Genomic DNA, 24,101 nt, shown 5'->3' on the forward strand with positions numbered 1-24,101 from the left:
AATCTCTGACTTTCTCTCAGGGCGCGCTACCATCGATAGATCGGAGGTTTGCCATGATCCGCTTATTCGCGTGTCTCATCTGTCTTACATTTTCGACCACACCCCTTTTCGCTCAGGAACCTATCGAGCGCACGCCCAGCCATTGCCGGGCCGTCGCTGAGGCCGCACCAGGCCTTACATACCTGCATCAAGCTTCGTTCAAGGACGCCGTGCCGACCAACCGCGTGCGCATCCATTACATCGCCCATGCCTCCTTCCTTATTCAGTCCCACGGCGGCACTGACGCGGTCACAGACTTCACCGGGTTTGTTGGCAATGTGGATTTCATCCCTGACGTGGTCACCATGAACCACGCCCATTCCACCCATTGGACCGCCTTTCCTGACCCCGCCATCCCGCATGTGCTGCGTGGTTGGGGCGAGGAGTTTGGGCAAGGGATCGAACACCACCTCGACCTGGGGGATATGGTGATACGCAATGTCTCGACCGATATTCGTGCGGCGTTTGGGACCGTCTCGGAACCCAAGGGCAATTCCATTTTCGTTTTTGAAGCGGCGGGGCTGTGCATTGGGCATCTGGGGCATCTGCATCATCAGCCGACGGATGAGCAATATGCGGCGCTGGGACGGGTCGATGTGCTTCTGGCCCCGGTGGACGGCGGATACACATTGCGGATTGACGAGATGATCAAGGTAATCCAGCGCTTGCGCTCTTCCATCGTGATCCCAATGCACTGGTTTGGCGATGCAACTTTGGCGCGGTTTCTGAATGGGATGGAAGATAGCTTTGCCGTTGTCGAAACAGGAGAAAATGCTTTGACGGTATCGCTTGATACACTTCCATCGCAGCCGACAATCATGCTGCTCAGACCGGCCTATTTGATTGAAAATGAATGAGGCTCTCCGCCTTGTTTTGAAAGGGACACCAAAAGCCCACTAGCGACAATGATCCCAAGGCCCAAGACCGTGACGGCATCCGGAATATTCTGAAACATCAGCGCCCCTAGAGCGGTGGCTCCAAGAATTTGCACATAACTGAACGGGGCCACGATGCTGGCCGCTGCGCGCGCATAGGCGAGGATGATCAGGAAATGGGTCAGGGCAGCCAATCCGCCGACTGATGCCATCAAAAAAAGCTCCCACAGGGTTGGCTGAACCCATCGTACCAGCATCACCGGGGCCAGGATCAATGATCCGATAGCAGCAGGTCCAACCAATAGCAGTAGAGATGAAGATCCGTGGGACATCTTTCGTGTCAGCACCACATAGATCGCAGTGCAAAATGCCGCGAACAGGGCAAAGAGCCAACCAATATTGGGTGTCCCAATTCCAGGCTGAATGACAAGTAACGCTCCGCCGAACCCGAGCACCACTGCGCCCCAGTGCAAAGAACGAACGTGTTCTCCCAAAGCCAGCCAAGACAGACCTGTCACGATCAAGGGAAACAGAAAGACAATCGCCAAGGCGTCTGTTAGCGGCATCCAGATCAGCGCCGCAACGTAAGACACCGTCATGGCCACAAAGCAAAGGCCGCGTGTTACCTGAAAAGGTTGCAATAATTCCTTGAAATCAAAACTTTTTCGCTGCGCTCCAATCACGGGGAGCAGAAGCCCGAAGTGAAAAAGGTTGCGCATCCATGTGATCTGCTCTGGTGGGAACTTTTGCACCAGAAGTTTGGACAGGGCATCCCCAAAAGGCAGCACGATCATGGCCGCGACCATAAACGCTATGCCCCAGTTTGAGGTGTCAGCAGGGCGTGTCACATCGGATCAGACGGGCGCTAGCGACGGCGGTCGCGACGCGCACTCATTGGCTGGAACGCTACACCGACATGTGCCTCGCAATAGGGTTTACCCGATTGCACCGGCAGGCCGCAGAACCAGAAATCATCGGTGGCCGGATCGCCCACGGGCCATTTGCAGGTCCGTTCGGTCAGTTCCATAAGCGAGAGTTTCTTGGCCTTCTTCTCAATCTCATTGACCTTGGCCAAAGCCGCCGGGTCAATCTCATTGGCTGAGGGTTGCGGTGGCAAAGGCTGTCCTGCGGGTATGATCGCCTTAACACGGCTGACAGGAGTTGCTGTAGCGGTTTCCTTTGGAGCCTCGGTTTTGGGTTCCGCCTTGGCCGCTTTTGCACGTGCGGCCGGTTTGGCCTTGGCTGCGGTTTTGCTCTTGGCGGATTCTGATCCGCCCGAGCCACTGCGATTGGACAGGCCCAGACGATGCACCTTGCCGATCACAGCATTCCGGGTCACACCGCCAAGCTCTTTGGCGATCTGGCTGGCCGACTGACCTTCGCCCCACATTTTCTTCAAAAGCTCAACGCGCTCGTCGTTCCACGACATGGGGCACCTATCCTCTGACGTTTGGGTGTCTTTTTGTTGACAGCCCGGTTTTCATCCCGAAGGCCTTATTCTAAACACTGCATCACGAGTTACAAGCCGTACTCGTCCAAGAAACCCACCGCTGATGCAGGAAATCTGATGCAAGATCGCTCTGATATGGGACTGCGCCGCTTTGGGCGCGTGAACTGGCTTGGGCTTTACACGCTGGCGGCGCGGGAAATCCTGCGTTTTTTGTCTGTTTGGACCCAAACGCTTATGGCGCCTCTCGTCACGGCGGGTCTGTTTATGGTGATCTTCACAATTGCAATTGGGGCGCGCCGGGGCGACGTGATGGGCGTGGATTTCGCGCTTTTCATAGCCCCTGGCATCCTGATGATGACGGTCATACAGAACGCGTTTGCCAATACCTCATCGTCGGTGGTGATCTCCAAGGTGCAGGGCAACATCGTCGACACACTAATGCCGCCGCTTTCGGGGCTGGAAATGGTCCTAGGGTACCTTGCCGGATCATTGGCGCGCGGGGTGTTGGTCGCACTGGCCATTGCGCTGGGTTTGGCCGTGTTTGTTGGGCTTGTGCCGCAACACCCCTTGATCTGGTTGGGATTTGTCGCCCTGGGCGCGGTGTTTCTCGGCGCGCTGGGGCTGGTGGCGGGTATATTCGCCAACAAGTTCGACCAGATGGCCGCGATTACCAACTTTGTTGTGACCCCTTTGGCCTTTTTGTCAGGTACGTTTTACTCGGTGCAGGATTTGCCACCGATGCTCTCGGTGATCACGCATGTGAATCCGGTTTTCTACCTGATCGACGGGGGCCGGTACGGAATGATTGGTGTGTCGGATTCCAGCCCGGAACTGGGTTTTGCGGTTGTCGGACTGTCAACGATGGCGGTTGCCGCGCTGGCCTGGTGGATGTTCGAGAAAGGCTACCGGCTCAAGCCGTAGCGTGATTTCAGCGACAAATCGCCTCCGCCCGCTCCTCGTAGGCGCGATAGGCGTCCCAGAACCGTTCGTCACTGGCACGGTCAGACTGGCGAATGGACTGTGCTGCTGCGGGGTCAGAATAGAAGGTCACCGCACGATTTTGCTGCGATGCAGTCAGGGTTTCATTCGCCGCATACTGAATGCAGCCACACAGCGCACGTGAACGGGCCTCGCGGCTCGACGACAAACAGGCCTGGCTAATTGGGCCAGATGCGACCGGCGCGACACGCGCCACCGTGGCTGGTGCTGTGGCCGAGGCCGGCGTCACGCGAGACGTGTTCTCAAACCGTTCTGGGCTGCTGCAGGCCGCGAGGCTCAGCATCGTCGCGACGAATAACGCGTGTTTCATAATTAGACTGTACCCTGCTCGAATACTGACACTTGCTGTTTTCACACCAAAACAATTGGCGTTTTTTAGTTGCGCCCCTTTTGCCCGATTGGCCGGGGTTTTTCAATTCTCAAGATATTGTACCCGGTTCAAGCCTGCTGGCTCCGGCGCGTCGCGGTTCAGTTGCCACGAAACGTGCCTTTCCAGGAGGTGAAGCGCGATGGGAGCACTGAACCAGACAGCAACGCCGGGTTCGCGGCCTCGCTCGGGCCAAAGCGGATTTCGATGCCGTCACGTGATCCGTCGCGATCCTGCACCACGACATGCCGTGGAATCCGTATTTCGACGCTTGCATTGCCTTGCCATGGCAGAGATGTGCCAACGCAAGTGGCTTCGGATTTGGCATAGCTTTTGCTTGGGGCGACCTGGTTGAGGAAACTGAGGTCCCGATATACGACACGCCCATTCACCGCCAGACTGCCGCGGTCCAGAACAGAAGGGCCTGATCTGCGAACATAAGCGATGAGCCGATCACTCTGCGCCCAGACCCCACAAAGCGCCAGTTGATCATCAACGGTGCGCCGCGGTTCAACTGCAATTGTAATGCCGCCGCCTGTGGAATATTCACCGCCACCTAATGTAGGGGCACCGCCAAGTGAAACAGTAGAAGGCGCGGCCAGCGCGATCTGGCAAAACATCAGACCTAAGGTCACTGCACAAAGTTGGAGTTTCATAAACCTGCTCCTTTTGGCCTAACTCTACGACCCGGCGCGGTGCGCATCAACTTTGGTGAGATCACGTTTTCCTGTGCACGATCCTCAAGCATGCCGCATACCGCGCCTGCTCGGGCTTGTGGTCCCGTAAAACTGACATATTTCACTGTTCTTGGGCCATTTCATCATTTGGCTGTCACGATCCTTTGGCGACATAAAAAAGAGGCATCATCCCATGTCATCTCCGACTTCAACAGCATATGCCCTCTTTGCCCTTCGCATGTCTTTGCTGATCTTTATGCTGATGTGGGCGGTGTTCAAAATCATGACCCCGGCGTCCTACGGCGTCACCGAGGGAGGGTCCGGAATTTTCGGCAAGTTTTATGGCATCGAGCTTGGTGAAGGGCTCGTTTACATCATTGGCGTCGCGCAAATTCTATTTCTGCTGGCGTTTGGCGCAGGTGTTCTGAAACTCTTCACCACGGGTGGTGTGTTTTTGATGAACCTTGCAACATTGGTCGTCTCGTTGCCCAGTATCCTGACCTCTCTGGGCGGAGAGGGAAATTTGCTCTTTGCTGCATCTTTTCCGGTTTTGGGAGCATCGCTTGCGCTCTTTCTGATGCGCGATCAGGACACGTTTTTGTCGTTTGGCGCCAGCAAGCCCGGCACGTGATGCACAAGGCGCGGCAGATGCGCATGCTTTGAAGCATGAGTGCGCGTCACGCGCACGCGCTACTGCGTGTCATACCCCATTGACGGCTCACCCTTTCCACCGCATATCCCAAGCATGACACCGCTTTCGCATATCCGCAATTTCTCCATCGTGGCGCATATTGACCACGGGAAATCCACGCTGGCTGACCGCCTGATCCAATCCACCAACACGGTGGCGGAACGGGACATGAAAGAGCAGCTTCTGGACAGCATGGATATCGAGCGAGAGCGCGGCATCACGATCAAAGCCAACACAGTGCGCATCGACTACACTGCCAAGAATGGCGAGGCCTATGTGCTCAACCTGATCGACACGCCCGGTCACGTGGATTTCGCTTATGAAGTCAGCCGGTCGATGCGCGCGGTTGAAGGCTCCCTTCTGGTGGTGGACAGCACCCAAGGGGTTGAGGCGCAGACGCTGGCCAATGTCTACCAGGCCATTGACGCAGATCATGAGATCGTGCCGGTGTTCAACAAAATCGACCTGCCCGCCAGCGACATCGACCGCGTCGCCGAACAGGTGGAGGACGTTATCGGCATCGACGCGTCAGGGGCTATCGCTGTCTCGGCCAAGACCGGCGAAGGCATCGTGGAAACGCTGGAAGCCATCGTGACAGAACTGCCCGCCCCAACCGGCGACTCCGATGCCCCCCTCAAAGCCATGCTGGTCGACAGCTGCTATGATCCCTACCTTGGCGTCGTCGTGCTGGTGCGGATCATGGACGGGATGCTCAAGAAGGGCGACCAGATCAAAATGATGCAAACCGGGGCCAAATACGGCGTCGACCGCATCGGCGTCTTCCGCCCTGAAATGCAGAATATCGACGCGCTCGGCCCGGGTGAGATCGGCTTCATCACAGCCTCCATCAAACAGGTGCGTGACACCCGCGTGGGCGACACAATCACCCATGAGAAAAAGGGCACCGACACGCCCTTGCCAGGCTTTAAACCCGCACAACCGGTGGTCTTCTGTGGTCTCTTCCCGGTGGACAGCGCGCAATTCGAAGACCTGCGCGACGCCATCGACAAACTGGCCCTCAACGACGCCAGCTTCAGTTTCGAGATGGAGACCTCCGCCGCCCTCGGCTTTGGCTTCCGCTGCGGCTTTCTCGGCCTGCTGCACCTTGAGGTGATCCGCGACCGGATAGAGCGGGAATATGACATTGAACTGATCACCACAGCGCCCAGCGTGATCTACCACGTCTATATGAAAGACGGCACGCAGATCGATCTGCACAACCCCGCCGACATGCCGGATCCGTCGACCGTCGATCACATCGAGGAGCCGCGCATCAAGGCCACGATCCTCGTGCCGGATGACTACCTCGGAGATGTGCTGAAACTCTGCCAGGACCGCCGCGGCATTCAGCTTGACCTGACCTACGCGGGCAGCCGCGCGATGGTGGTCTATGACCTGCCGCTCAATGAGGTGGTCTTCGACTTCTACGACCGGCTGAAATCTGTCACCAAGGGCTATGCGAGCTTTGACTACCAGATGGAGGGCTACCGCGAGGACAACCTTGTGAAGATGTCCGTGCTGGTGAACGAAGAACCGGTCGATGCGCTCTCCATGATGGTGCACCGCGACCGGGCCGAAATGCGCGGTCGGGCCATGTGCGAGAAGCTCAAAGACCTGATCCCGCGCCACATGTTCAAAATTCCGATCCAGGCGGCCATCGGCGGCAAAGTCATCGCCCGAGAGACGCTCTCCGCCTTGCGCAAAGACGTGACGGCCAAATGCTATGGCGGAGATGCCACGCGGAAGAAAAAGCTTCTGGAAAAGCAGAAGGCGGGCAAGAAAAAGATGCGCCAGTTCGGGAAGGTGGATATTCCGCAGGAGGCGTTTATTTCGGCGCTGAAGATGGATGGGTAAACTACTTGCTAAATCTGGTGCAACGCGGAAAAGCCTGACAAATAGTCGTTAATTCTTTATAGTGCGAAGTGCCAGCGTCTCGGCTTTCCCCAAGTCAGTCACAGTCCAAAAGTTAGCCATCGATCCACCCATGGTTTTGAAGTACTCGACCTTTATTAAACCTGCTGCTTCAAGTTGTAATCGAACCGTATTCAGCGACTCGCGCTCAAGTTCAAATTTGTACGCGACAGGGTTTCTCAGCTGTATTCCCCGAGTTGCGCTGACTGCCAAGATATTGGATACTTTATCTTGATTGCATGGTTCGAAAATGTTCGGTCCTAAAACGGAGAACAGTTCTTGCAGATTGCATGTGACTTGGACATCGGCGCCTTTTACGACTGAGCTATTGTAATCTCGTTCATACGTTTTGATCGTCAAATCAACATTTACTTTTAGTTCTGCAGAACTTGCGGCAGTGGTTCTATGAATTTCAAATTCCCTCAATTTCTCACGCGCAATCGAAAGCTCAGTCTGTGTTTCAACCAATTTTCTCAATAGCTCTTCGCCATCGCTTCCATCGCTTCTCACCCAGCCGTTTCTAGGAAAATCATTCATTGCTCTATTCAAAGCAAGGACGACAGATGCTGCAAGTCCAGAACTGAACCGCCCCTTGTTTGCCGGAGACCCAGAAGTAAGGATACTGGGTTATGGGAAAGACGAAGAACGGAACACGTTATCCAGAGGAACTGCGCGCCCGAGCGGTGCGGATGGTTTTGGATCACGAGGCAGAATATGCGAGCAGATCGGCAGCAATCTTGTCGATTTCTCAGAAGGTTGGATGCAGCAGGGACAGCCTGCGCATCTGGGTCAAACAACATGAGACAGACACGGGTAAGCGTGATGGTCTGACGACGGTTGAGAGGGAACGCATCAAGGAACTTGAACGCGAGAACCGGCAACTGCGTCAGGCCAATGAGATCCTCAAAAAGGCATCTGCTTATTTTGCACAGGCGGAGCTCGACCGCCCATTCCGCAAATGATTGCCTTCATCAAGGAGCACCGAAGCGTGCATGGGGTCGAGCCGATGTGCCGTGTTCTGCAGATTGCCCCGTCGACTTTCTACGAGCATCTGGCCGTTGAACGCGAACCTGACCGTGCATCGGATCGCGCCAAGCGGGATGCGTATCTGCGCAAAGAGATGAAAGACGTTTGGGAGAAGAACAGATCAGTCTACGGCGCACGTAAACTGTGGCATGCAATGAAGCGCGAGAGGATCGATATCGCCCGCTGCACGGTTGAACGCTTGATGCGCCAGCTTGGTATTCAAGGCGTTCGGCGGGGCAAGAAGGTCAAAACCACCTATGGTCAGCCTGCCGATCAATGCCCACTGGACAAGGTTAATCGCCAGTTCCGGGCTGCGATGCCAAACGAGCTTTGGGTGTCCGACTTCACGTTTGTGTCCACCTGGCGGGGCTTCGTCTACGTGGGCTTTGTCATTGATACCTTCGCCAACCGGATCGTCGGCTGGAAAGCATCGACAACACAGGACACGCAGTTTGTCTTGGATGCGCTCGAACAGGCGATCCATGCGCGCAGACCTGCTGAGAAACTGATCCATCATTCAGATCGCGGATCGCAATATGTATCGATCAAGTACACAGAGCGTTTGGTCGATGCAGGATTGGAACCATCCGTCGGCAGCGTCGGCGACAGCTATGACAATGCACTGGCTGAGACAATCATCGGCCTGTTCAAAACGGAAGTCATCAACAGGCTGGGGCCATGGAAGTCCAAAGATCAGGTCGAATGGGAAACCCTGCAATGGGTCGATTGGTTCAATAGGGAACGCTTGCTCGAACCTCTCGGCTACATCACACCAATCGAAGCGGAGGAGAAATACGAACAAGCCTTGAAATCAAACAAAATCGCAGCTTGAAATACGAACTCAACAGTCTCCGGCAAAACCGGGGCGGTTCACCTTCATTCCACATTTTGACCATTCGTGATTCCATTACTTCGTTTCGAAAACGGTAGAACTGCTCAGCTTTTTTTGCGTCACTAAGGTCAGATTTTTTCTCGTCTAAGCCTCCGGGGTCGTCATGAATGAACGCTAGGATTGGAATTCCAATACTCTTTGCAAACTGATATTCCCTCTCGGTAAAGCTAACACCTTCTCTGTCAAGGCTCCCATATCTGGCTCCAACAATTAAAATATAATAATCAGTGTCTTGGATGATCCTCTTGATGAAAGATAGTTGCTCCTCATCGGCTGCTGGGAAGGCCTCCATGCCAACAGGTATGCAATCCATCTCATATAGCGCTTTAGTTATTGAATCTCTCTCGGATCGCAGGTCTGAGTAAGTCGAAGAAAGAAAAACTTGGTACTTTTTGCGTGACATTGATGATGACCGAGATTTTGATGAGCTAATGCTAATATGCTGCTTAGTGGGTTTCGGAGTAGAAGCAAGTGTAGCGCGGGGTTTCACACCACTATGCATCCAAATTAACGGGCCGAAATCCCGCCCTACAACTTCACCCAACCGTAGGCCGGGGTTCACCCCGGCCCCTCCACGATAACACATGGCAAGCCTTTGCCGGGGTAAACCCCGGCCTACCGCCCTACAACATCAAATCCATGTCCTTCTGAAACCGTCTATCCCGATGCACGCTGGAATAGGGCCAATCCTCGGGCCGCTTGACCAATCCGTGCTTGACCGGGTTCAACCAACAATATCGGACATGCGCACGGTAATCAGCCTCATCGCGGATGTGGTGCTCCCAAAAGCGGCGTTGCCAGATGCCAACCTCGCCTTTGTCATGCCGTAGGCCGGGGTTCACCCCGGCATATCGTCCCGAAGTGACCATGGGCAAACGGGATGGCGGGGTGAACCCCGCCCTACGAACCGACATCGTAAACCGCGCCTTGATCGCACCCCATCGCGTCGAAAAATCCGCATCTCCGGCGGGCAATGTCCAAAGCGCGTGCAGGTGATCGGGCAAGACCACCCAGGCATCAATGTGAAACGGACGCTCGGTTTTGGTTTGCCGGACAGCGGCGCGCAGCCGCGTCACCTCATCCACCAGAAGCGATCCACCACGCTGTGCCAGGGCAACGGTGAAGAACACGGTTGCCCCGGATACCCTTGGGCGGCGATAGAAGGACATGCGCCTTTATCGCCGAGTTCAGGCTAATGGACTGTGAACGGCGCATTCAGTCGATGCGCCGGGGCGTCTTAACCCCGTCGCACTTCCCTCACCAGCTTTTGCACCTGTTTGACCATCGCATCCCGGTCGCCCACCAGCCGTGGATCACGGCACACGGCCTCGGCAATGCGAATTGCATCCTGAGTGCTGAGCCCATTGGCCTCCAGTGTTTCGATGAAGATGTCGTTGGGCCGGTCCCAGATCACGGCCTCCCACGGACCGCGGTAGCAGCTCACCAGGACCACATTGTCCTCGTGTGCACCATGGCTATTTCGTGTGACGTCATGCGCCTGCGCTCCGCTGCCCAGAACCAGAAGCGCCGCGCTTACGGCGAGAATGCGTGTCGTGCTCATGGTTTCACCCCCAGGTGTGTTGTGAGCTTTAAATATCTTGACGCACTATGCGATTGGTCCGAACCAAAATCAAACAATATGCGCCTCATTCTTGCCGTATTTTCAGCAAGGGGCGCCTTAATCAAGGCAAAGGCCGAGTAAAATGAGCAAGGTCTGCCATCGCTGGATAGTAACTTAAAATACTGAAAATAAGTAATTTTCATCTGGCATGATGTTCAATGAATTCGTCATAGGAAACAGTTAGTTTCACAGAATTTTGTTCAATTTGCCCCAATTTCGCCGCAATGTGGCACCGGTAAGAGTAACGTCTTGTTGTGGGGAACAAGCTTTATGCAAGTGGACTATTTTACGATTGCCCGTCGAGGGCGTCTCAATGCGCTGAAGGCGCTTGATCGACGGCAACTTGAGTTGCCTGGTATGTCTGAGCCAACACTGTGGAAAGATGTCACGTATGAGGCATCGGAGCCTGAGTTTGATCTCGGCACTGCGCGGGCTCAAGCGGTCTGAGTATGACTATCTGATTTCTGCCACGGCCTAATGGCCATTAACCTCCAAAGGGGCAGACCTCGTAGACCCGGTTCCTGCAAGGGAGCCGGGTCGCTTTTTCATGCTGATTCTACTTTCATCCGCGTTTTATGGCGTTTGCAGGTGCAGAAATCAGTGAGTGCACCCGGTTTTCCCGGATATTCTTCCAAAGCTCTTGCAACTGTGCCGAAACACGTCCAAATATTGACTTATCCACAGAGAATTCCCACTGAATATCAACAAGTTATCCCCAAGAAATTTTCATGCTGCAGTGCTTTTTTCTTGCGTGAGGGCATGGGTGTCGGTCACCTTTGAAGTGTTACAGCGGTTCTTTTGAACCAATGTGACGCCGCAAAGGCCCCTCGGGACCCGCGCGGATGGAACCGGGGGTCTTCGGATTTACCGACCATCAGCACAGGTTCAGGAACGGTTCGCCGCTTCCCTCTCACCTTCGGGTGCGTTGGACATGCAGCGTTCCAATCCGGGTCGATGCAGACGGATAGGGGCCTTGGCCTCTTTTCGTCGCCAATACTTCTTCGGAAGTTGCGGCAGCCGTATCTCGCGAGAGGTGCGGAACATCTTGGGGGTCGCAAGATGCCTGAGGTTCCTCTGGAGCAATCCAGGGGAGGCGGAAGGCCTTTCGAGGTTGGATGCAGCTGGGTCGGAGGCCCCCTAGGGGCGGAACATCCGGTTTAAGGCGTCAGGGTGTGGCGCGGGTCGCAAGACCCAAGTCACGATGCAAGGACCGCGTCTGAGCACCTGGCGCCTTTTCTAATTCCTGAACTCTTCCGAGGTATGGAATGCGAACGGGGTCCGTGGCTTTTGCCTTCGGACCCCGCTGTCAGTTGATGCTACCGCGTCTAACACCTGTGCGCTTTCGGTACACGGGGCAGGAGTCGTGGTCAACCATATCTTGTGTCATTTAACGTTTTTGCCGCTGATTGTGGGTTTCAGCGCAAGTTTTTCTGTCTGCCAACGGCCAAAGCATGCGTTTCTGCGCTGGATCAAAGCCCTCTGGAGAGCCCCGTGATATTCTGCTGGCATGATGCCATCAAACTCGGAGGATATCATGGGTTGGCTTGTGGTCGTGTTACATGTCTTCATCGGATCTACAGTTGCAGGGTCGTTGGTGGTGGCCGCGCTTGTCATGGGCTATGACACCTGGGTGCAGATTTTGACGGCCGTGTTGGTCGGCTATCTCATGGCGGCACCGGTGTCTTGGGTCATTGCAAAAAGGCTGGTTGCGCAGGACAAATAACCGCGCGTTTCAACCCTTGTTGTCGAGCCACGTCCTGACCACGGCCTCAAACTCACGTGGCTTTTCCGCGTGCAGCCAGTGCCCGGCGCCCTTGATCTTGGCGAAACTTGCGTTTGGAAACAGCGCTTTGATCTTTTCCCGATGCTCCGCCAAAACGTAGTCCGAGTCTGCACCCGAGACGAACAAGGTTGGTTTGTCAAATTGCCCCGTGACCTCTGGAAACCCTATAATCTGATCCATGTCGCGCGCTAAAACGTCCAGGTTGAGCCACCATTTTTTCCCTTTGACATCAAGGGACTGGGTGAAAAACGATTGCAGTGTCCTGTCATCGACCAGAGCCGCGAGCTGCGCCTCTGCATCCGAACGTTTCTCTACCCGCGAGAGGTCCACCTGGCGCATGGCCTCGATATACTGAATCTGGCTATGCCCGTATCCAACCGGTGCGATATCCGCCACAACAAGACGTTGCACCAGATCAGGGCGGCAGAGTCCCAAAACCATGGAGGCCTTACCCCCCATGGAATGCCCCAAAAGGTCGACGGGGCCAATGCCCTCAGCCTCAATGACCTGCGCGAGATCATCTGCCATATCCTGATAGGTTTGCGTGTCATACCAGGGGCTTAATCCATGATTGCGCTGATCTACCGCCAAGACAGGTCCGCGATCAGAGAGCCGTTTGGCAATCATGCCCCAGTTGCGCGCCGAGCCATAAAGCCCGTGCACGATCAAGAGTGGCGATGCCTGTTCTTCTGAACCATGGTGCACAATGTTCAACATGGCTTTCGTGATACAGTTTGACCCGTTTGCGTGCCAGCCCATTGTTTGGTCACGCGCCAGCGGATAGAGTGCCGGGCCGGGGGATGACGAATGTGATTGACCAAGAGCAATTTCACAAGCGCGCCGCGCATCTTGAGGAGATGTTGCACGCCAAGCTGGGCGTGCGGGGCAAGACGCTTGAGCGCAAGTTCAAGCGCGCTGGACGGCTGTTGCCGCGGCGCATGCGTGCCGCTGGGCGCATTTTGACAGAAACGCAAGGCAAAATGGCGCACCCCATCGTTATGCGACAGGTGGATCCCAATCAGGTTTCATCGGCCTTTGCCGAGCTGGAGACGCACCTCAAATCGATTGATCCGGTGGATCGCCGCAGAGGCAAGATGCTCAATTGGGCGGGTGGAACAGTGATGAACCTGTTGATCATCTGCGCCTTGGCAGCTGCAATTATCCATTGGAAAGGCTTGATCTAAAAATAAAAAAAACCCCGCCCAGCATAAGCTGCGCGAGGCTGTTTTGATTTCAAGATTGGCTTACAGGTTCGGATAAAGCGGGAAGCGTGCGCACATCTCGGCCACTTCGGCTTTGACCTTGGCCTCAACCGCGCTGTTGCCGTCTTCGCCATTAGCCGCAAGACCATCGACCACTTCGACAATCCAGTCCGCGATTTGACGGAACTCTGCTTCGCCAAAGCCCCGCGTTGTGCCCGCAGGTGAGCCAAGTCGGATCCCGCTGGTGACCATCGGCTTTTCAGGATCAAACGGCACGCCGTTCTTGTTGCAGGTGATATGGGCACGGCCAAGCGCCTTTTCGGTGGCATTGCCCTTCACACCCTTGGGACGCAGGTCCACCAGCAGGACATGGGTGTCTGTGCCATGGGTCACAGTATCCAACCCGCCCTTGATCAGCTGGTCGCTCATCGCTTGGGCGTTGATGATCACTTGCTGAATGTAGGATTTGAATTCGGGGCGTAGCGCCTCGCCGAATGCCACAGCCTTCGCCGCGATGACATGCATAAGGGGGCCACCCTGAATGCCGGGGAAAATGGCGGAATTGAACTTCTTGGCCAGTGCCTCGTCATTGGTCAGGATCATGCCGCCACGCGGTCCGCGCAGGGTTTTGTGCGTGGTTGTGGTTGCCACATGTGCATGCGGGAAAGGCGAGGGATGCTCGCCCGCCGCGACCAGACCAGCAAAGTGCGCCATGTCCACATGCAGATAGGCACCGACGATATCGGCGATCTCGCGCATCCGGGCGAAGTCAATCTGACGTGGTACGGCGGAGCCACCCGCGATGATCAATTGCGGTTTGTGCTCTTTGGCCAGCGCCTCGACCTGATCATAGTCAATCAGGTTGTCCTCTTTGCGCACGCCATACTGCACCGCTTTGAACCACTTACCAGACTGGTTGGGGGCAGCACCATGGGTCAGGTGCCCACCGGCATCAAGGCTCATGCCCAAAATGGTGTCGCCGGGCTTTAGAAGGGCGGTAAAGACGCCTTGGTTCGCCTGGCTCCCCGAGTTTGGCTGCACATTTGCAAAGCCACAATCAAAGAGCTTGCAGGCGCGTTCAATCGCAAGATCCTCGGCAATATCGACAAACTGGCATCCGCCGTAATACCGGCGGCTTGGATAGCCTTCGGCGTATTTATTGGTCATCACGCTGCCTTGCGCTTCCATCACGGCGCTTGAGACGATGTTTTCCGAGGCGATCAGTTCGATCTCATCGCGCTGACGACCCAGTTCAAGGCCGATGGCCTTCGCGATCTCAGGGTCGCGCGAGGTCAGCGATTCGGTGAAAAAACCTTCTGAAACAAATGATTGATGTCCGTCATGAGCCATAATGTCTACTCCGCAAGAGGTCAGGCGAGTTTTCCTATAGGAAACTATGTGTCCTTGAAAGACCGGAAAGCGACAATTTTCTTTCGCAGTCCGGCATCGCTGGCACTGGTTGCAATTTTGTGGTTCGATCGAGGTCCAGTTAGTTCTCGGGAAGCACCTGTCATGCCCAAATACGAAAAAATCGCATTCGTGGCCAGTGATGTGCCACTGGCCCAGACCGCGCGCGCTGCGCTGGCGGCGCGATTTGGACATGTGGATGAGGAAAAGGCCGAGGTGGTCGTGGCGCTGGGTGGCGATGGGTTCATGCTGGAGACACTGAACAAAGTGCGAGATCACGGCGTGCCGGTCTATGGGATGAATCGGGGCACGGTCGGCTTTCTGATGAACGAATATAGCGAAACTGACCTGATGGAGCGTCTCTCGGAAGCCGAAGAAGAAGTCATCAACCCGCTTTTGATGAAGGCGCAGTGTGTCAATGGCGAGACGCAAGAGGCGCTTGCGATCAATGAGGTGTCCTTGCTGCGAAGCGGACCGCAGGCCGCTAAACTGCGGATTTCCATTGATGGGCGATTGCGCCTTGAAGAACTGGTATGCGATGGCGCGATGGTGGCGACACCTGCCGGATCTACGGCTTACAACTACAGCGCACACGGTCCTATCCTGCCCATCGGGTCGGATGTGCTTGCTTTGACAGCCGTGGCCGCGTTCCGGCCGCGTCGCTGGCGAGGGGCTTTATTGAACAAAAACGCCGCTGTGCGCTTTGACGTGATCGATCCCGAGAAACGTCCGGTCATGGCCGACGCCAATAGCAACTGGCTTCCCAATGTGCTCTGGGTCGAAGTGAAATCCGAGCCCAGTGTCAGCCACCGTATCCTCTTTGATCCTGGTCACGGGCTGGAAGAACGGCTTGTGCGTGAGCAGTTTTCCTGAATTCTAACCGTAGACTGCGACTGGCGTACCCGCGATAGCGGCCATGTTCAGAAGCCCACGCGACGTGATCGAGGGAGTTGTGATATGCGCCCGGTTGCCCATGCCCATCAGGATTGGTCCCACCTCAAGTCCACCGGCCTTCATCTTGAGAATATTGCGCACACCCGACGCCGTGTCTCCGTTGGAAAAGAGCAAGATATTGGCCGCACCTTCCATGCGGTTGTCGGGCAGGAGCCGGCCACGCAGATCTGCGTCCAGTGCCGCATCCAAGTTCATCTCACCCTCGTACACGAAATCACGCGGTTCCTGATCCAAGAGAGCAATGGCCGCACGCAGGCGCTTGCCAGAATCGCTGCCTTGATTGCCAAATTGAGATTGCGAACAAAAGGCCACCCGTGGCGCAAGACCAAAGCGCCGCACATGACGCGCTGCACCAATCGCAGTTTCGGCTAGTTCTTCTGGGTTTGGATGACTTCGGACATGCGTGTCAGCAATAAAAAGCGGCCCGTCTTCCAGGATCATCATCGACAAGGCCCCATGTGGGTGGTGATCTTTGTCGCCAAGGACTTGCGTGACATAGTTCAAGTGCCAGCGATACTCCCCAAATGTTCCACAAAGGAGAGAATCTGCCTCTCCGCGATAGACCATGATTGCGCCGATTGCAGTGGTATTGGTGCGCATGATCGCCTTGGCAATGTCAGGGGTCACGCCGCGCCGTTTCATGATGTCATGATAGGTTTCCCAATAGTCGCGATACCGCTCGTCCCATTCCGGGTTCACAATGCTGAAATCACGATCGGGCCGGATGTTGAGACCCAAGCGTTCACAGCGTGCATTGATCACCTCGGGACGACCGATCAGGATCGGGAGCTCGGTGGTTTCCTCTAAAATCGCCTGCGCGGCGCGGAGCACACGCTCATCTTCTCCCTCGGCAAAAACGATTTTGCGGGCGGCTGTGCCCGCGGCCTCGAACACAGGCCGCATCAGGAGCGCTGATTTGAAGACAGATGCTGTCAGGCTATCGGTATAGGCGTGCAGATCCTCTAGCGGGCGTGTGGCCACGCCGGTTTCCATGGCTGCCTTGGCGACTGCAGTCGGAACAATGCTCGACAGGCGCGGATCAAACGGTTTGGGGATCAGATAGTCCGCCCCGAACGTGAGTTGTTCCCCCTGATACGCCGCCGCAGCTTCGGCAGATGTTGTCGCGCGTGCCAATTCGGCGATGGCCTCGACACAGGCGATTTGCATCTCGTCGTTGATCTCGGTGGCGCCGACGTCCAGCGCGCCGCGGAAAATAAAGGGAAAACACAGTACGTTATTGACCTGATTGGGAAAATCGCTGCGCCCTGTGGCAATGATCGCGTCGGGCGCCACTTTGCGCACTTCATCGGGCATGATCTCGGGCACAGGGTTGGCCAGCGCCAGGATGATCGGCTTTTTGGCCATTTTGGCGACATGCTCGGGCTTGAGAACCCCAGCGCCAGAGAGACCCAGAAATAGATCTGCGCCGTCCACGACATCGTCCAGCGTGCGCAATTCGGTTTTCTGCGCAAACGCCGCCTTTTGCGGGGTCATGTCTTCTTCGCGCCCCTCGTAGACCAGCCCGTGGATGTCACAGAGCCAGACGTTTTCGCGTTTTACCCCCAGTTTCAGCAGCAGGTTAAGACAGGCAATACCTGCCGCCCCGCCGCCGGTTGAAACAATCTTGATGTCTTCCAGCTTCTTTTTTGCCACGTGCAACGCGTTGCGTGCTGCGGCGCCGACGACGATAGCTGTGCCATGTTGGTCATCGTGGAAAACGGGGATGTTCATCCGGTCACGACAGATCTTCTCGACGATAAAGCAATCCGGCGCCTTGATGTCTTCTAGGTTGATCGCGCCAAAAGTCGGCTCTAGTGCACAAACGATATCGGCCAGCTTTTCAGGGTCTTTCTCATCCACCTCGATATCAAAACAATCAATATCGGCGAATTTCTTGAACAGAACCGCCTTGCCCTCCATCACTGGCTTGGACGCGAGTGCGCCGATGTTGCCAAGGCCCAAAACAGCTGTGCCATTTGAAACAACCGCGACCTGATTGCCACGTGCGGTGTAACGGCTGGCATCTGCCGGGTTCGCATGAATTTGCATGCACGCCTCTGCCACGCCGGGGGAATAGGCGCGGGCGAGATCACGGCCGTTGGCCAAGGGTTTGGTGGCGCGAATTTCGAGTTTTCCGGGCTTTGGAAACTCATGATAGTCCAGCGACGCCTGTCGCAAATTGTCGTTTTGGCTATCCACCATGTCTCGCTCCTCCAAATTAGTTTAGCCCTAAACTATCTTTCATTGCGGCCCACAAGAACGGAGATGCGGACTGCGACAAGATAGCGTGCTTCCCTTGCTTATCACAGCCAAATCGCGCCGTCTTGGCAATGCTCTAAGTTGTGAATTCCTGTTAGAGATCATCATGCTGGACGAAACGGCTTCGCAAAGCGTTGCACTGGGACCTTTATTTTGAAAAACTCCGCTCGAGCCATCTGGCGCAAACCGCAATTCAGGAGCCCCCATGCAGGACCATCTGACCGTCGTTGATCATCCTTTGGTTCAGCACAAGCTGACCTTGATGCGGGACAAATCCACGCCTACGGCTGTGTTTCGCCAACTTCTTCGCGAGATCAGCCAGCTTCTGGCCTATGAGGTCACGCGCGAGCTGGAAATGAGCGTGCGCACCATTGAAACCCCTTTGCAGGAAATGGAGGCTCCGGTTCTGGCGGGGCGCAAGCTGGCGCTGATTTCGATCTTGCGTGCTGGTAACGGTCTTCTTGATGGAATGCTCGAACTCATTCCGTCAGCGCGGGTTGGGTTTGTCGGGCTCTACCGCGATGAGAAAACGCTCAAGCCGGTGCAGTATTACTTCAAAGTCCCTGATCAATTGGAAAGACGCCTTTCCATTGTGGTGGACCCAATGCTGGCCACCGGCAATTCCTCTGCCGCGGCCGTGGACCTGGTGAAGCAAGCTGGAGCCAAGGACATTCGTTTCCTGTGCCTTTTGGCCGCCCCCGAAGGTGTCGCGCGGATGAAAGAGGCGCATCCCGATGTGCCGATTGTGACGGCGTCGCTGGATGATCGGCTCAATGACATTGGCTACATTCTTCCCGGCCTTGGCGATGCTGGCGACCGGATGTTCGGCACCAAATAGTCCAACCAGGTTTACTCACAGGGGTGAATCAGGCACTCTCACGACATTCTGCGTGGGGGCGAGATGAAACTGTTTGTTGGAATGTTGGTCGTGGCGGCGACCGTGGTTGGGTTCGGAACGCAAAGCGTTGCGCAAAGCGGAAGCAGTTTTGATTTGCCTGCCGAGTTTCCACCGACCTCTTACACTGGGCGCCAATATATTGACAGCCGTGGGTGCGCCTATGTGCGTGCTGGTATTGACGGACAGGTCACATGGATCCCGCGCGTTACACGTGATCGCAAGGTGATCTGTGGGCAAACGCCGACCTTGGCGGGCGCGGTGAAACCTGCTGCAGCGACCCCCGCCAAAGCGCCTGAACCGGTTCAGATCACCGTTCCAGCCTCCAAGCCTGTGGTCGCAGCAAAGCCGAAGCCTACAAAACATGTCGCGCGGCAGGTGCGTCCGGTCAAAGCGTCAACCGGGCCAACGCCTCATGTGAATTTGCGCCCGGGGAAACCCGTGACACCACAGACCAGCCCAACCACAATCGTGGCGCCGCGCCATGTCTATGAAAACCAAAGGCAAACCAACGGTCTTTACGTGCCCAAGGGCTATGAACCTATCTGGACCGATGACCGTCTGAACCCGCGTCGCCAACACCAGACACTCGCGGGCAAGGCACAAACAGATGCGCTCTGGAGCAAAACCGTGCCGCGGCGTTTGCAAAAGGACGAAACGAGCCGCTGAGTGGGTCAGCCACCGCAGATGCCCTGCAGTCGCAGCCAGTCCGCATCGCTCAACAACGGTGGAGGCGGCGTGGTGACAAAGGGATCGGCCTCAATAAGGCCCAGAGTTTTTTCCCCAGTCAGATCAATTGCATAGGCATAAGGTCTTGCGCGCACCGACCAGCTTTTGAACCCGTTCAACAGAGCCTCATCGGTGAGGGTTGGACGTGGAGATGTCAAAAGGTGTTCCGCATATCGCGACACTGCGTTGTCTGGCAAGTCCCCGGTGGTCAAGAGTCGGATGGCGTCGATCGTTGAACCATGATCCAGAAGTTGCGCCAGCGGGTCGTCTAGACCAGCGCGAAGATGTTCGGCGACAATGTATCCGGCCAACACATCGGGTTCCTCGTGATCCTCCACCAACGCCCGCCCGATCAGGATCGTGCCCCCCGGCAAAGAGATCGCCCCATCCACGCCATTGCGCATGACGTCAAAACGTCCCGATCCCTGGGGTGTGGGGAGCCGATGCGCCAATCGTTCCAGCGCGCCGGTGCCCTCTGGAGTGGCACAGGCGGCTCCCGTCACGCGCTCCATTTTTGTGCGCAGGGCTTCACCGATCTGAGCGCGCTTCACCTCTGGCACAACCGAGACCGCATGATGGCGCAACGCGCCGGGCAACCAGAAGACCACCAGGGCGATGACGGCCGCGATTGACATCAGGAACGTCACGAGCCGTAGGCGTCCCGGATGCGGACGTCCCCGTCCCACAGCGCGGCGCAGCTTTTCGATGGCGTCGATCATGGCCACTTCATCGACGCCAAGCTCCAAAGTCTCGCCAGGATCGCCATTGGGAAAATAGATTGCTGGTCGTTGTCCGGGATTTGCCCGTTCCAGAGCCGCCAATGACCAATGTGTCAGAGGCTGATCCCGGGCATCAGAGATCGTCAGTGTGGCATCGCCAACTGAAACCACCACATCCAACCGCTGCGCATCGGGGGCAGCACGCCAAAGACCTGCTGCCTCAAGCCGTTGGTATTCGTGAAGTGCGGTCATAGTCGTGCGGGCCTGCTCTGCCTCGTTGGGCAAACAGTAGCACGCCCATTCCAAGTCGGGCAATCATTCCTGTGCGAAACGGCTTACTTAAACGCTTTGCGCAGTTCGAACTTCTGGATTTTGCCTGTCGAGGTTTTTGGCAGTTCCTGAAACACCACTTTCTTTGGGCTTTTGAAGCCTGCCAGCTTCTCGCGCACAAAGCCGATCAACTCTTCCTCTGTGGCCTCAACTCCGTCTTTCAGCTCAACAAAGGCGCAGGGCACTTCGCCCCATTTCTCATCCGGCATGGCCACCACCGCACAAAGAAGCACAGCAGGGTGTTTCATCAACGCGCCTTCGACTTCGATGGAGCTGATATTTTCACCACCCGAGATAATGATGTCTTTCGCGCGGTCCGCAATCTTCAGATAGCCATCCTCGTGCTGATAGGCCAAATCGCCCGAGTGAAAATACCCACCTTCAAAGGCCTCGGCGGTGGCTTCGGGGTTTTTGAGGTACCCTTTCATCACCGAGTTGCCCCGGATCATAACTTCTCCTTGGGTTTCGCCGTCCATCGGCACTTGTGTCATGGTCTCTGCATCCATGGCGGTGATGTCTTCCATGAAGGGCATCAGAATCCCGGTCCGCGCCTTGATGGCATAACGCTCTTCCTCGGGTTGGTCGTTCCACTTGTCATGCCACATGCATTCCGTGACATGGCCGTAAGTCTCGGTCAGCCCGTAGACCTGCGTGACGTCAAAGCCCAAAGGTTCAATCGCGCGCAGCGTGGCAGCCGGGGGCGGGGCTCCGGCGGTAAACACGCTGACCGTGTGGTCAAAGTCGCGGCGCTCTTCATCCTTGGCGTTCACGATCATGCTCAGAACAATCGGGGCAGCCCCGAAATGGGTCACACCTTCATCCGCGATCGCATCGTAGATGGCTGTTGCCGTAATATCGCGACAACACACCAGCGTGCCGCCCACCATGGGCAACGCCCAAGTGTGGTTCCAGTTGTTGCAATGAAACAGCGGCACAATGGTCAGGTAACGGGTGTGCCGGGGAAGGGGCCACGTGATCGCCGTACCCAAAGTCAGTAGATATGCACCACGGTGATGATAGACGACCCCCTTGGGTCGCCCGGTCGTGCCGGAGGTATAATTGAGCGCAAGGCTCTCCCATTCGTCCTCGGGCATCATCCATTTGAAATCTGGGTCGCCCCCTGCGATGAAATCCTCGTATTCGGTATAGTCTCCGATGGAATGCACGCCAGCCTGATCATCGGCCACTTCGATGATCGTAGGCGCGGGCCCCTCCATCATTTCAATCGCCTGCGCCGTGACCGGGATGAACTGCGGGTCCACAAGAACCACCTTCGCCTCACCATGGTCAAAGATGTAGGCGATCGTTTCGGCCTCAAGCCGGGTGTTGATCGTATTGAGAACCGCGCCGCAGGCGGGCACACCAAAATGCGCCTCGGCATGGGCCGGAATATTGGGCAAGAGCGTGGCCACCACGTCGCCGGGTTCAACGCCCATTTTGGTCAGAGCAGAGGCCAGTCGCGTGGCGCGCTCATAGTATTCAGCATAGGTTTTGCGGAAATTGCCATAGACCACAGCGTCAGTATCGGAAAAGACGTGAGCGGCGCGTCTCAGATGTGACAGCGGCGTCATGGGTACGAAATTGGCGGCGGTTTTGCCCAGCCCTGTTTCGTCCTTCATCCAACCCATGGCATGTCTCCTTTGTCGAGCGGTAAGTGGCCTTCAAACGCGGGGGATATTGCGCAATTCATGCCCGAAAGCAAAGCGGTTTTCTGGGCTGGCGTGACTTTTCAAAAACAACGTCCTTGCGTAACGTTGAGAAATGATAATTTCGCCCGGTCGCCGCTACATCTTTGTGCATATTCCCAAGACGGGCGGCACGTCTCTTGCGCATGCGCTGGAGGCGCGCGCCAAAAAGGACGATATCCTTATCGGAGACACGGAAAAGGCGCGGCGCAGACGCGGCAGAGTTCAGGGTTTGCAAGCGGCGGGTCGGCTTTGGAAGCATTCAACCTTAGCGGATATCGACGGTGTGGTGCCGGATGAAGATATCGCCGAGTGGTTCTGTTTCACTCTGGTGCGCAACCCCTGGGACCGGATGGTCAGCTACTACCATTGGCTGCAGACCCAAAGCTTTGACCATCCCGCAGTGGGGCTGGCAAAGTCGGTGAGTTTTTCCGAGTTTCTGCACGCGCCGCATATCGAGGATGCCTTCGCGAGCAATCATGCAGCGACCTACATGACCACATCCCGAGGTGAGGACTGCGCCGATCTTTACATTCGGTTGGAGCATTTTGAGCAAGATGTCGATCCACTTTGGTCGCATTTGGGGTTCCGTCTTGAGATGCCCCATCTCAATCGGTCTGACCGTGAATCGGACTACCGCAGCCTTTATTCAGCGGCAGACGCAGAACAGCTCGCAGCCTTGTGTTCTAAGGACATAACGCGGTTTGGCTATACGTTCTGATCGTCTTTGTTTCTGAATTAAGCAGAATCCTATGCAAATGAACCAGACTGTTCACACGCCGAAACAATGCCACAATTCGAACACCTTTCGGGCAAATGCCTGACCTTCGAATCATGCCTTTTGATCACGTCTGTTTTGTCGGTTCACCGGTACTCATTGGGGAAACAGGATGCTCAATCAGAAGGTTGGCGAATTAAAAAAGAAGTCTGTGGTCGGATCAAATCTCCCTCAGCCTATCGAACATCAGGAGACTCAACTTGCGGGTCTCTTGTCGGGAACACGTGTGGCCACACCCGTAGGTTGGAGCCCTGTGCAAACCATCGGTGTCGGTGATGAGGTCTTAACCTTTGATTGTGGCCTGCAAGAAGTGACCAAGGTGGATCTCATTCGCCTTTGGGATGGCAAGGGCACATGCCCGTCTCGCTTCTGGCCTCTGGAAATTCCGGCCAAAGCGCTTGGCAATCGCGCGACAACGCATGTGCTGCCGGGCCAAAACCTGATGATCGAAAGCGATGCGGCCGAGGCACTTTTCGGTGACCCGTTCACACTCATTCCAGCAGGTGCGACTGAGGGTCTCCGGGGGGTCAAACGTACACCACCAGAACATGCCTATTTCGTCGTGCTTTTGCATTTCAGCCAAGAACAGGTGGTGTATTCGCAGAGCGGCGCGTTGCTGTTCTGTCCTGCATTTGACGACACGCCACCAGAACTGGTGACAACCCAAACCACATCCTATTCCGCTCTGCCCATGCACGAGGCGCGTTATCTCGCCGAGCATCTGGGCGACCAAGACTCCGCAGCTTGCACGTACCACCCCCAGGGATTTGGGGCTGCGGCTGTTCCGGCCTAACCGATCTTCCCCAGGATCG

General features: G+C 56.0%; 26 protein-coding genes and 1 other annotated feature. Of the genes, 13 read left to right on the top strand and 13 right to left on the bottom strand.

The genetic code is table 11. From position 1 onward, the window contains the following. The first annotated feature begins 53 nt into the window (after nucleotides 1-53). Nucleotides 54-896 (top strand): MBL fold metallo-hydrolase, encoded by an 843-nt coding sequence (locus RZS32_RS12450; protein WP_317057293.1) that lies wholly within the window; start codon nucleotides 54-56, stop codon nucleotides 894-896. Here RZS32_RS12450 and RZS32_RS12455 read toward each other — a convergent pair. Then, entirely contained in the window at nucleotides 875-1,762 is an 888-nt protein-coding gene (locus RZS32_RS12455; protein ID WP_317057294.1) for a DMT family transporter, read from the bottom strand. The genes RZS32_RS12450 and RZS32_RS12455 overlap by 22 nt on opposite strands. A 17-nt stretch (nucleotides 1,763-1,779) precedes the next feature. Beyond that, nucleotides 1,780-2,343 carry a GcrA family cell cycle regulator gene (locus tag RZS32_RS12460; protein WP_317057295.1) on the bottom strand — a complete coding sequence of 188 codons (564 nt, stop codon included), beginning with the start codon at nucleotides 2,341-2,343 and terminating at the stop codon, nucleotides 1,780-1,782. Nucleotides 2,344-2,481: 138 nt separating this feature from the next. Between RZS32_RS12460 and RZS32_RS12465 the strand changes: the two genes are divergently transcribed. Then, on the top strand, nucleotides 2,482-3,285 hold the full coding sequence (locus RZS32_RS12465) for an ABC transporter permease (RefSeq protein WP_317057296.1): 804 nt from the start codon (nucleotides 2,482-2,484) through the stop codon (nucleotides 3,283-3,285). Nucleotides 3,286-3,292: 7 nt separating this feature from the next. Here RZS32_RS12465 and RZS32_RS12470 read toward each other — a convergent pair whose 3' ends face one another. Together RZS32_RS12470 and RZS32_RS12475 are read right to left on the bottom strand one after the other, a co-directional pair. Then, entirely contained in the window at nucleotides 3,293-3,673 is a 381-nt protein-coding gene (locus RZS32_RS12470) for a hypothetical protein (protein WP_317057297.1), read from the bottom strand. A 158-nt stretch (nucleotides 3,674-3,831) separates the two neighbouring features. Further along, nucleotides 3,832-4,386, bottom strand: coding sequence for a hypothetical protein (locus RZS32_RS12475; protein ID WP_317057298.1), 555 nt, complete (start codon nucleotides 4,384-4,386; stop codon nucleotides 3,832-3,834). Nucleotides 4,387-4,600: 214 nt separating this feature from the next. On the opposite strand from RZS32_RS12475, the gene RZS32_RS12480 reads away from it, so the two are divergent. Further along, nucleotides 4,601-5,038, top strand: a complete 438-nt coding sequence (locus RZS32_RS12480; protein WP_317057299.1) for a hypothetical protein — start codon at nucleotides 4,601-4,603, stop codon at nucleotides 5,036-5,038. Nucleotides 5,039-5,152: 114 nt separating this feature from the next. Then, nucleotides 5,153-6,952 carry a translation elongation factor 4 gene (gene lepA, locus RZS32_RS12485; RefSeq protein WP_317057300.1) on the top strand — a complete coding sequence of 600 codons (1,800 nt, stop codon included), beginning with the start codon at nucleotides 5,153-5,155 and terminating at the stop codon, nucleotides 6,950-6,952. Nucleotides 6,953-7,000: 48 nt separating this feature from the next. Here lepA and RZS32_RS12490 read toward each other — a convergent pair whose 3' ends face one another. Continuing rightward, entirely contained in the window at nucleotides 7,001-7,546 is a 546-nt protein-coding gene (locus RZS32_RS12490; RefSeq protein ID WP_317057301.1) for a hypothetical protein, read from the bottom strand. A 92-nt stretch (nucleotides 7,547-7,638) separates the two neighbouring features. Between RZS32_RS12490 and RZS32_RS12495 the strand changes: the two genes are divergently transcribed. Continuing rightward, nucleotides 7,639-8,867, top strand: a protein-coding gene (locus RZS32_RS12495; protein WP_422395913.1) for an IS3 family transposase whose coding sequence is annotated in 2 segments (ribosomal slippage) — nucleotides 7,639-7,933 and nucleotides 7,933-8,867 — 1,230 coding nt in all. Because the reading frame shifts where the segments join, the coding sequence is not laid out codon by codon here. Then, nucleotides 7,926-8,042, top strand: a sequence feature (AL1L pseudoknot). Its footprint overlaps the gene before it by 117 nt. Here RZS32_RS12495 and RZS32_RS19005 read toward each other — a convergent pair. The 3 genes from RZS32_RS19005 to RZS32_RS12505 all read right to left on the bottom strand — a co-directional run bounded on the left by RZS32_RS19005 (nucleotide 8,803) and on the right by RZS32_RS12505 (nucleotide 10,488). Beyond that, the gene (locus tag RZS32_RS19005) at nucleotides 8,803-9,513 is read right to left on the bottom strand and encodes a DUF4062 domain-containing protein (RefSeq protein WP_422395914.1); all 711 of its coding nucleotides are present in this window, start codon (nucleotides 9,511-9,513) and stop codon (nucleotides 8,803-8,805) included. The genes RZS32_RS12495 and RZS32_RS19005 overlap by 65 nt on opposite strands. A gap of 37 nt (nucleotides 9,514-9,550) precedes the next feature. Then, nucleotides 9,551-10,096, bottom strand: coding sequence for an REP-associated tyrosine transposase (locus RZS32_RS12500; protein ID WP_317057302.1), 546 nt, complete (start codon nucleotides 10,094-10,096; stop codon nucleotides 9,551-9,553). A gap of 68 nt (nucleotides 10,097-10,164) precedes the next feature. Beyond that, nucleotides 10,165-10,488, bottom strand: a complete 324-nt coding sequence (locus RZS32_RS12505) for a hypothetical protein (RefSeq protein WP_317057303.1) — start codon at nucleotides 10,486-10,488, stop codon at nucleotides 10,165-10,167. Nucleotides 10,489-10,818: 330 nt separating this feature from the next. On the opposite strand from RZS32_RS12505, the gene RZS32_RS12510 reads away from it, so the two are divergent. Further along, the gene (locus RZS32_RS12510) at nucleotides 10,819-10,995 is read left to right on the top strand and encodes a hypothetical protein (RefSeq protein ID WP_317057304.1); all 177 of its coding nucleotides are present in this window, start codon (nucleotides 10,819-10,821) and stop codon (nucleotides 10,993-10,995) included. Between the two features lie 1,087 nt (nucleotides 10,996-12,082). Further along, a complete protein-coding gene (locus RZS32_RS12515; protein ID WP_317057305.1) occupies nucleotides 12,083-12,271 on the top strand; it encodes a CTP synthetase in 189 nt (62 codons plus the stop codon). A gap of 9 nt (nucleotides 12,272-12,280) precedes the next feature. Here RZS32_RS12515 and RZS32_RS12520 read toward each other — a convergent pair whose 3' ends face one another. Further along, a complete protein-coding gene (locus RZS32_RS12520; protein WP_317057306.1) occupies nucleotides 12,281-13,048 on the bottom strand; it encodes an alpha/beta fold hydrolase in 768 nt (255 codons plus the stop codon). A gap of 83 nt (nucleotides 13,049-13,131) precedes the next feature. On the opposite strand from RZS32_RS12520, the gene RZS32_RS12525 reads away from it, so the two are divergent. Then, a complete protein-coding gene (locus RZS32_RS12525; RefSeq protein ID WP_317057307.1) occupies nucleotides 13,132-13,515 on the top strand; it encodes a hypothetical protein in 384 nt (127 codons plus the stop codon). A gap of 60 nt (nucleotides 13,516-13,575) precedes the next feature. Here the strand turns inward: RZS32_RS12525 and glyA are convergent, their stop codons facing one another. Then, on the bottom strand, nucleotides 13,576-14,883 hold the full coding sequence (glyA, locus tag RZS32_RS12530) for a serine hydroxymethyltransferase (protein ID WP_317057308.1): 1,308 nt from the start codon (nucleotides 14,881-14,883) through the stop codon (nucleotides 13,576-13,578). A gap of 162 nt (nucleotides 14,884-15,045) precedes the next feature. Between glyA and RZS32_RS12535 the strand changes: the two genes are divergently transcribed. After that, entirely contained in the window at nucleotides 15,046-15,813 is a 768-nt protein-coding gene (locus RZS32_RS12535; protein WP_317057309.1) for an NAD kinase, read from the top strand. 3 nt (nucleotides 15,814-15,816) lie between these two features. Here the strand turns inward: RZS32_RS12535 and RZS32_RS12540 are convergent, their stop codons facing one another. Next, complete coding sequence (locus RZS32_RS12540) at nucleotides 15,817-18,096, bottom strand: NADP-dependent malic enzyme (protein ID WP_317057310.1); 2,280 nt, start codon at nucleotides 18,094-18,096, stop codon at nucleotides 15,817-15,819. A 262-nt stretch (nucleotides 18,097-18,358) separates the two neighbouring features. Between RZS32_RS12540 and upp the strand changes: the two genes are divergently transcribed. Together upp and RZS32_RS12550 are read left to right on the top strand one after the other, a co-directional pair. After that, a complete protein-coding gene (gene upp, locus RZS32_RS12545) occupies nucleotides 18,359-18,991 on the top strand; it encodes a uracil phosphoribosyltransferase (protein WP_317057311.1) in 633 nt (210 codons plus the stop codon). 63 nt (nucleotides 18,992-19,054) lie between these two features. After that, on the top strand, nucleotides 19,055-19,717 hold the full coding sequence (locus RZS32_RS12550; protein WP_317057312.1) for a hypothetical protein: 663 nt from the start codon (nucleotides 19,055-19,057) through the stop codon (nucleotides 19,715-19,717). A 5-nt stretch (nucleotides 19,718-19,722) separates the two neighbouring features. Here RZS32_RS12550 and RZS32_RS12555 read toward each other — a convergent pair whose 3' ends face one another. Next, nucleotides 19,723-20,748: a hypothetical protein gene (locus RZS32_RS12555; protein ID WP_317057313.1), complete on the bottom strand. Its 1,026-nt coding sequence runs from the start codon at nucleotides 20,746-20,748 to the stop codon at nucleotides 19,723-19,725. Between the two features lie 83 nt (nucleotides 20,749-20,831). Continuing rightward, entirely contained in the window at nucleotides 20,832-22,454 is a 1,623-nt protein-coding gene (locus RZS32_RS12560; protein ID WP_317057314.1) for a long-chain-fatty-acid--CoA ligase, read from the bottom strand. Nucleotides 22,455-22,587: 133 nt separating this feature from the next. On the opposite strand from RZS32_RS12560, the gene RZS32_RS12565 reads away from it, so the two are divergent. Together RZS32_RS12565 and RZS32_RS12570 are read left to right on the top strand one after the other, a co-directional pair. Further along, the gene (locus RZS32_RS12565; protein WP_317057315.1) at nucleotides 22,588-23,232 is read left to right on the top strand and encodes a sulfotransferase family 2 domain-containing protein; all 645 of its coding nucleotides are present in this window, start codon (nucleotides 22,588-22,590) and stop codon (nucleotides 23,230-23,232) included. Between the two features lie 169 nt (nucleotides 23,233-23,401). Continuing rightward, a complete protein-coding gene (locus tag RZS32_RS12570; protein ID WP_317057316.1) occupies nucleotides 23,402-24,082 on the top strand; it encodes a Hint domain-containing protein in 681 nt (226 codons plus the stop codon). The last annotated feature ends 19 nt before the right edge of the window (nucleotides 24,083-24,101 follow it).

The sequence above is a fragment of the Roseovarius sp. W115 genome (assembly GCF_032842945.2).
In the GTDB taxonomy this organism is placed as follows: Bacteria; Pseudomonadota; Alphaproteobacteria; order Rhodobacterales; family Rhodobacteraceae; genus Roseovarius; species Roseovarius rhodophyticola.

Coding starts and splice junctions, on each gene's coding strand:
- RZS32_RS12555 (WP_317057313.1), bottom strand. CDS start 20,748: ATGACCGCACTTCACGAATACCAACGGCTTGAGGCAGCAGGTCTTTGG.
- RZS32_RS12450 (WP_317057293.1), top strand. CDS start 54: ATGATCCGCTTATTCGCGTGTCTCATCTGTCTTACATTTTCGACCACA.
- RZS32_RS12475 (WP_317057298.1), bottom strand. CDS start 4,386: ATGAAACTCCAACTTTGTGCAGTGACCTTAGGTCTGATGTTTTGCCAG.
- RZS32_RS12515 (WP_317057305.1), top strand. CDS start 12,083: ATGGGTTGGCTTGTGGTCGTGTTACATGTCTTCATCGGATCTACAGTT.
- RZS32_RS12565 (WP_317057315.1), top strand. CDS start 22,588: ATGATAATTTCGCCCGGTCGCCGCTACATCTTTGTGCATATTCCCAAG.
- RZS32_RS12460 (WP_317057295.1), bottom strand. CDS start 2,343: ATGTCGTGGAACGACGAGCGCGTTGAGCTTTTGAAGAAAATGTGGGGC.
- RZS32_RS12510 (WP_317057304.1), top strand. CDS start 10,819: ATGCAAGTGGACTATTTTACGATTGCCCGTCGAGGGCGTCTCAATGCG.
- RZS32_RS12540 (WP_317057310.1), bottom strand. CDS start 18,096: ATGGTGGATAGCCAAAACGACAATTTGCGACAGGCGTCGCTGGACTAT.
- RZS32_RS12490 (WP_317057301.1), bottom strand. CDS start 7,546: ATGAATGATTTTCCTAGAAACGGCTGGGTGAGAAGCGATGGAAGCGAT.
- RZS32_RS12550 (WP_317057312.1), top strand. CDS start 19,055: ATGAAACTGTTTGTTGGAATGTTGGTCGTGGCGGCGACCGTGGTTGGG.
- glyA (WP_317057308.1), bottom strand. CDS start 14,883: ATGGCTCATGACGGACATCAATCATTTGTTTCAGAAGGTTTTTTCACC.
- RZS32_RS12570 (WP_317057316.1), top strand. CDS start 23,402: ATGCTCAATCAGAAGGTTGGCGAATTAAAAAAGAAGTCTGTGGTCGGA.
- RZS32_RS12470 (WP_317057297.1), bottom strand. CDS start 3,673: ATGAAACACGCGTTATTCGTCGCGACGATGCTGAGCCTCGCGGCCTGC.
- lepA (WP_317057300.1), top strand. CDS start 5,153: ATGACACCGCTTTCGCATATCCGCAATTTCTCCATCGTGGCGCATATT.
- RZS32_RS12535 (WP_317057309.1), top strand. CDS start 15,046: ATGCCCAAATACGAAAAAATCGCATTCGTGGCCAGTGATGTGCCACTG.
- upp (WP_317057311.1), top strand. CDS start 18,359: ATGCAGGACCATCTGACCGTCGTTGATCATCCTTTGGTTCAGCACAAG.
- RZS32_RS12520 (WP_317057306.1), bottom strand. CDS start 13,048: ATGTTGAACATTGTGCACCATGGTTCAGAAGAACAGGCATCGCCACTC.
- RZS32_RS19005 (WP_422395914.1), bottom strand. CDS start 9,513: ATGTGTTATCGTGGAGGGGCCGGGGTGAACCCCGGCCTACGGTTGGGT.
- RZS32_RS12505 (WP_317057303.1), bottom strand. CDS start 10,488: ATGAGCACGACACGCATTCTCGCCGTAAGCGCGGCGCTTCTGGTTCTG.
- RZS32_RS12500 (WP_317057302.1), bottom strand. CDS start 10,096: ATGTCCTTCTATCGCCGCCCAAGGGTATCCGGGGCAACCGTGTTCTTC.
- RZS32_RS12465 (WP_317057296.1), top strand. CDS start 2,482: ATGCAAGATCGCTCTGATATGGGACTGCGCCGCTTTGGGCGCGTGAAC.
- RZS32_RS12480 (WP_317057299.1), top strand. CDS start 4,601: ATGTCATCTCCGACTTCAACAGCATATGCCCTCTTTGCCCTTCGCATG.
- RZS32_RS12560 (WP_317057314.1), bottom strand. CDS start 22,454: ATGGGTTGGATGAAGGACGAAACAGGGCTGGGCAAAACCGCCGCCAAT.
- RZS32_RS12525 (WP_317057307.1), top strand. CDS start 13,132: ATGACGAATGTGATTGACCAAGAGCAATTTCACAAGCGCGCCGCGCAT.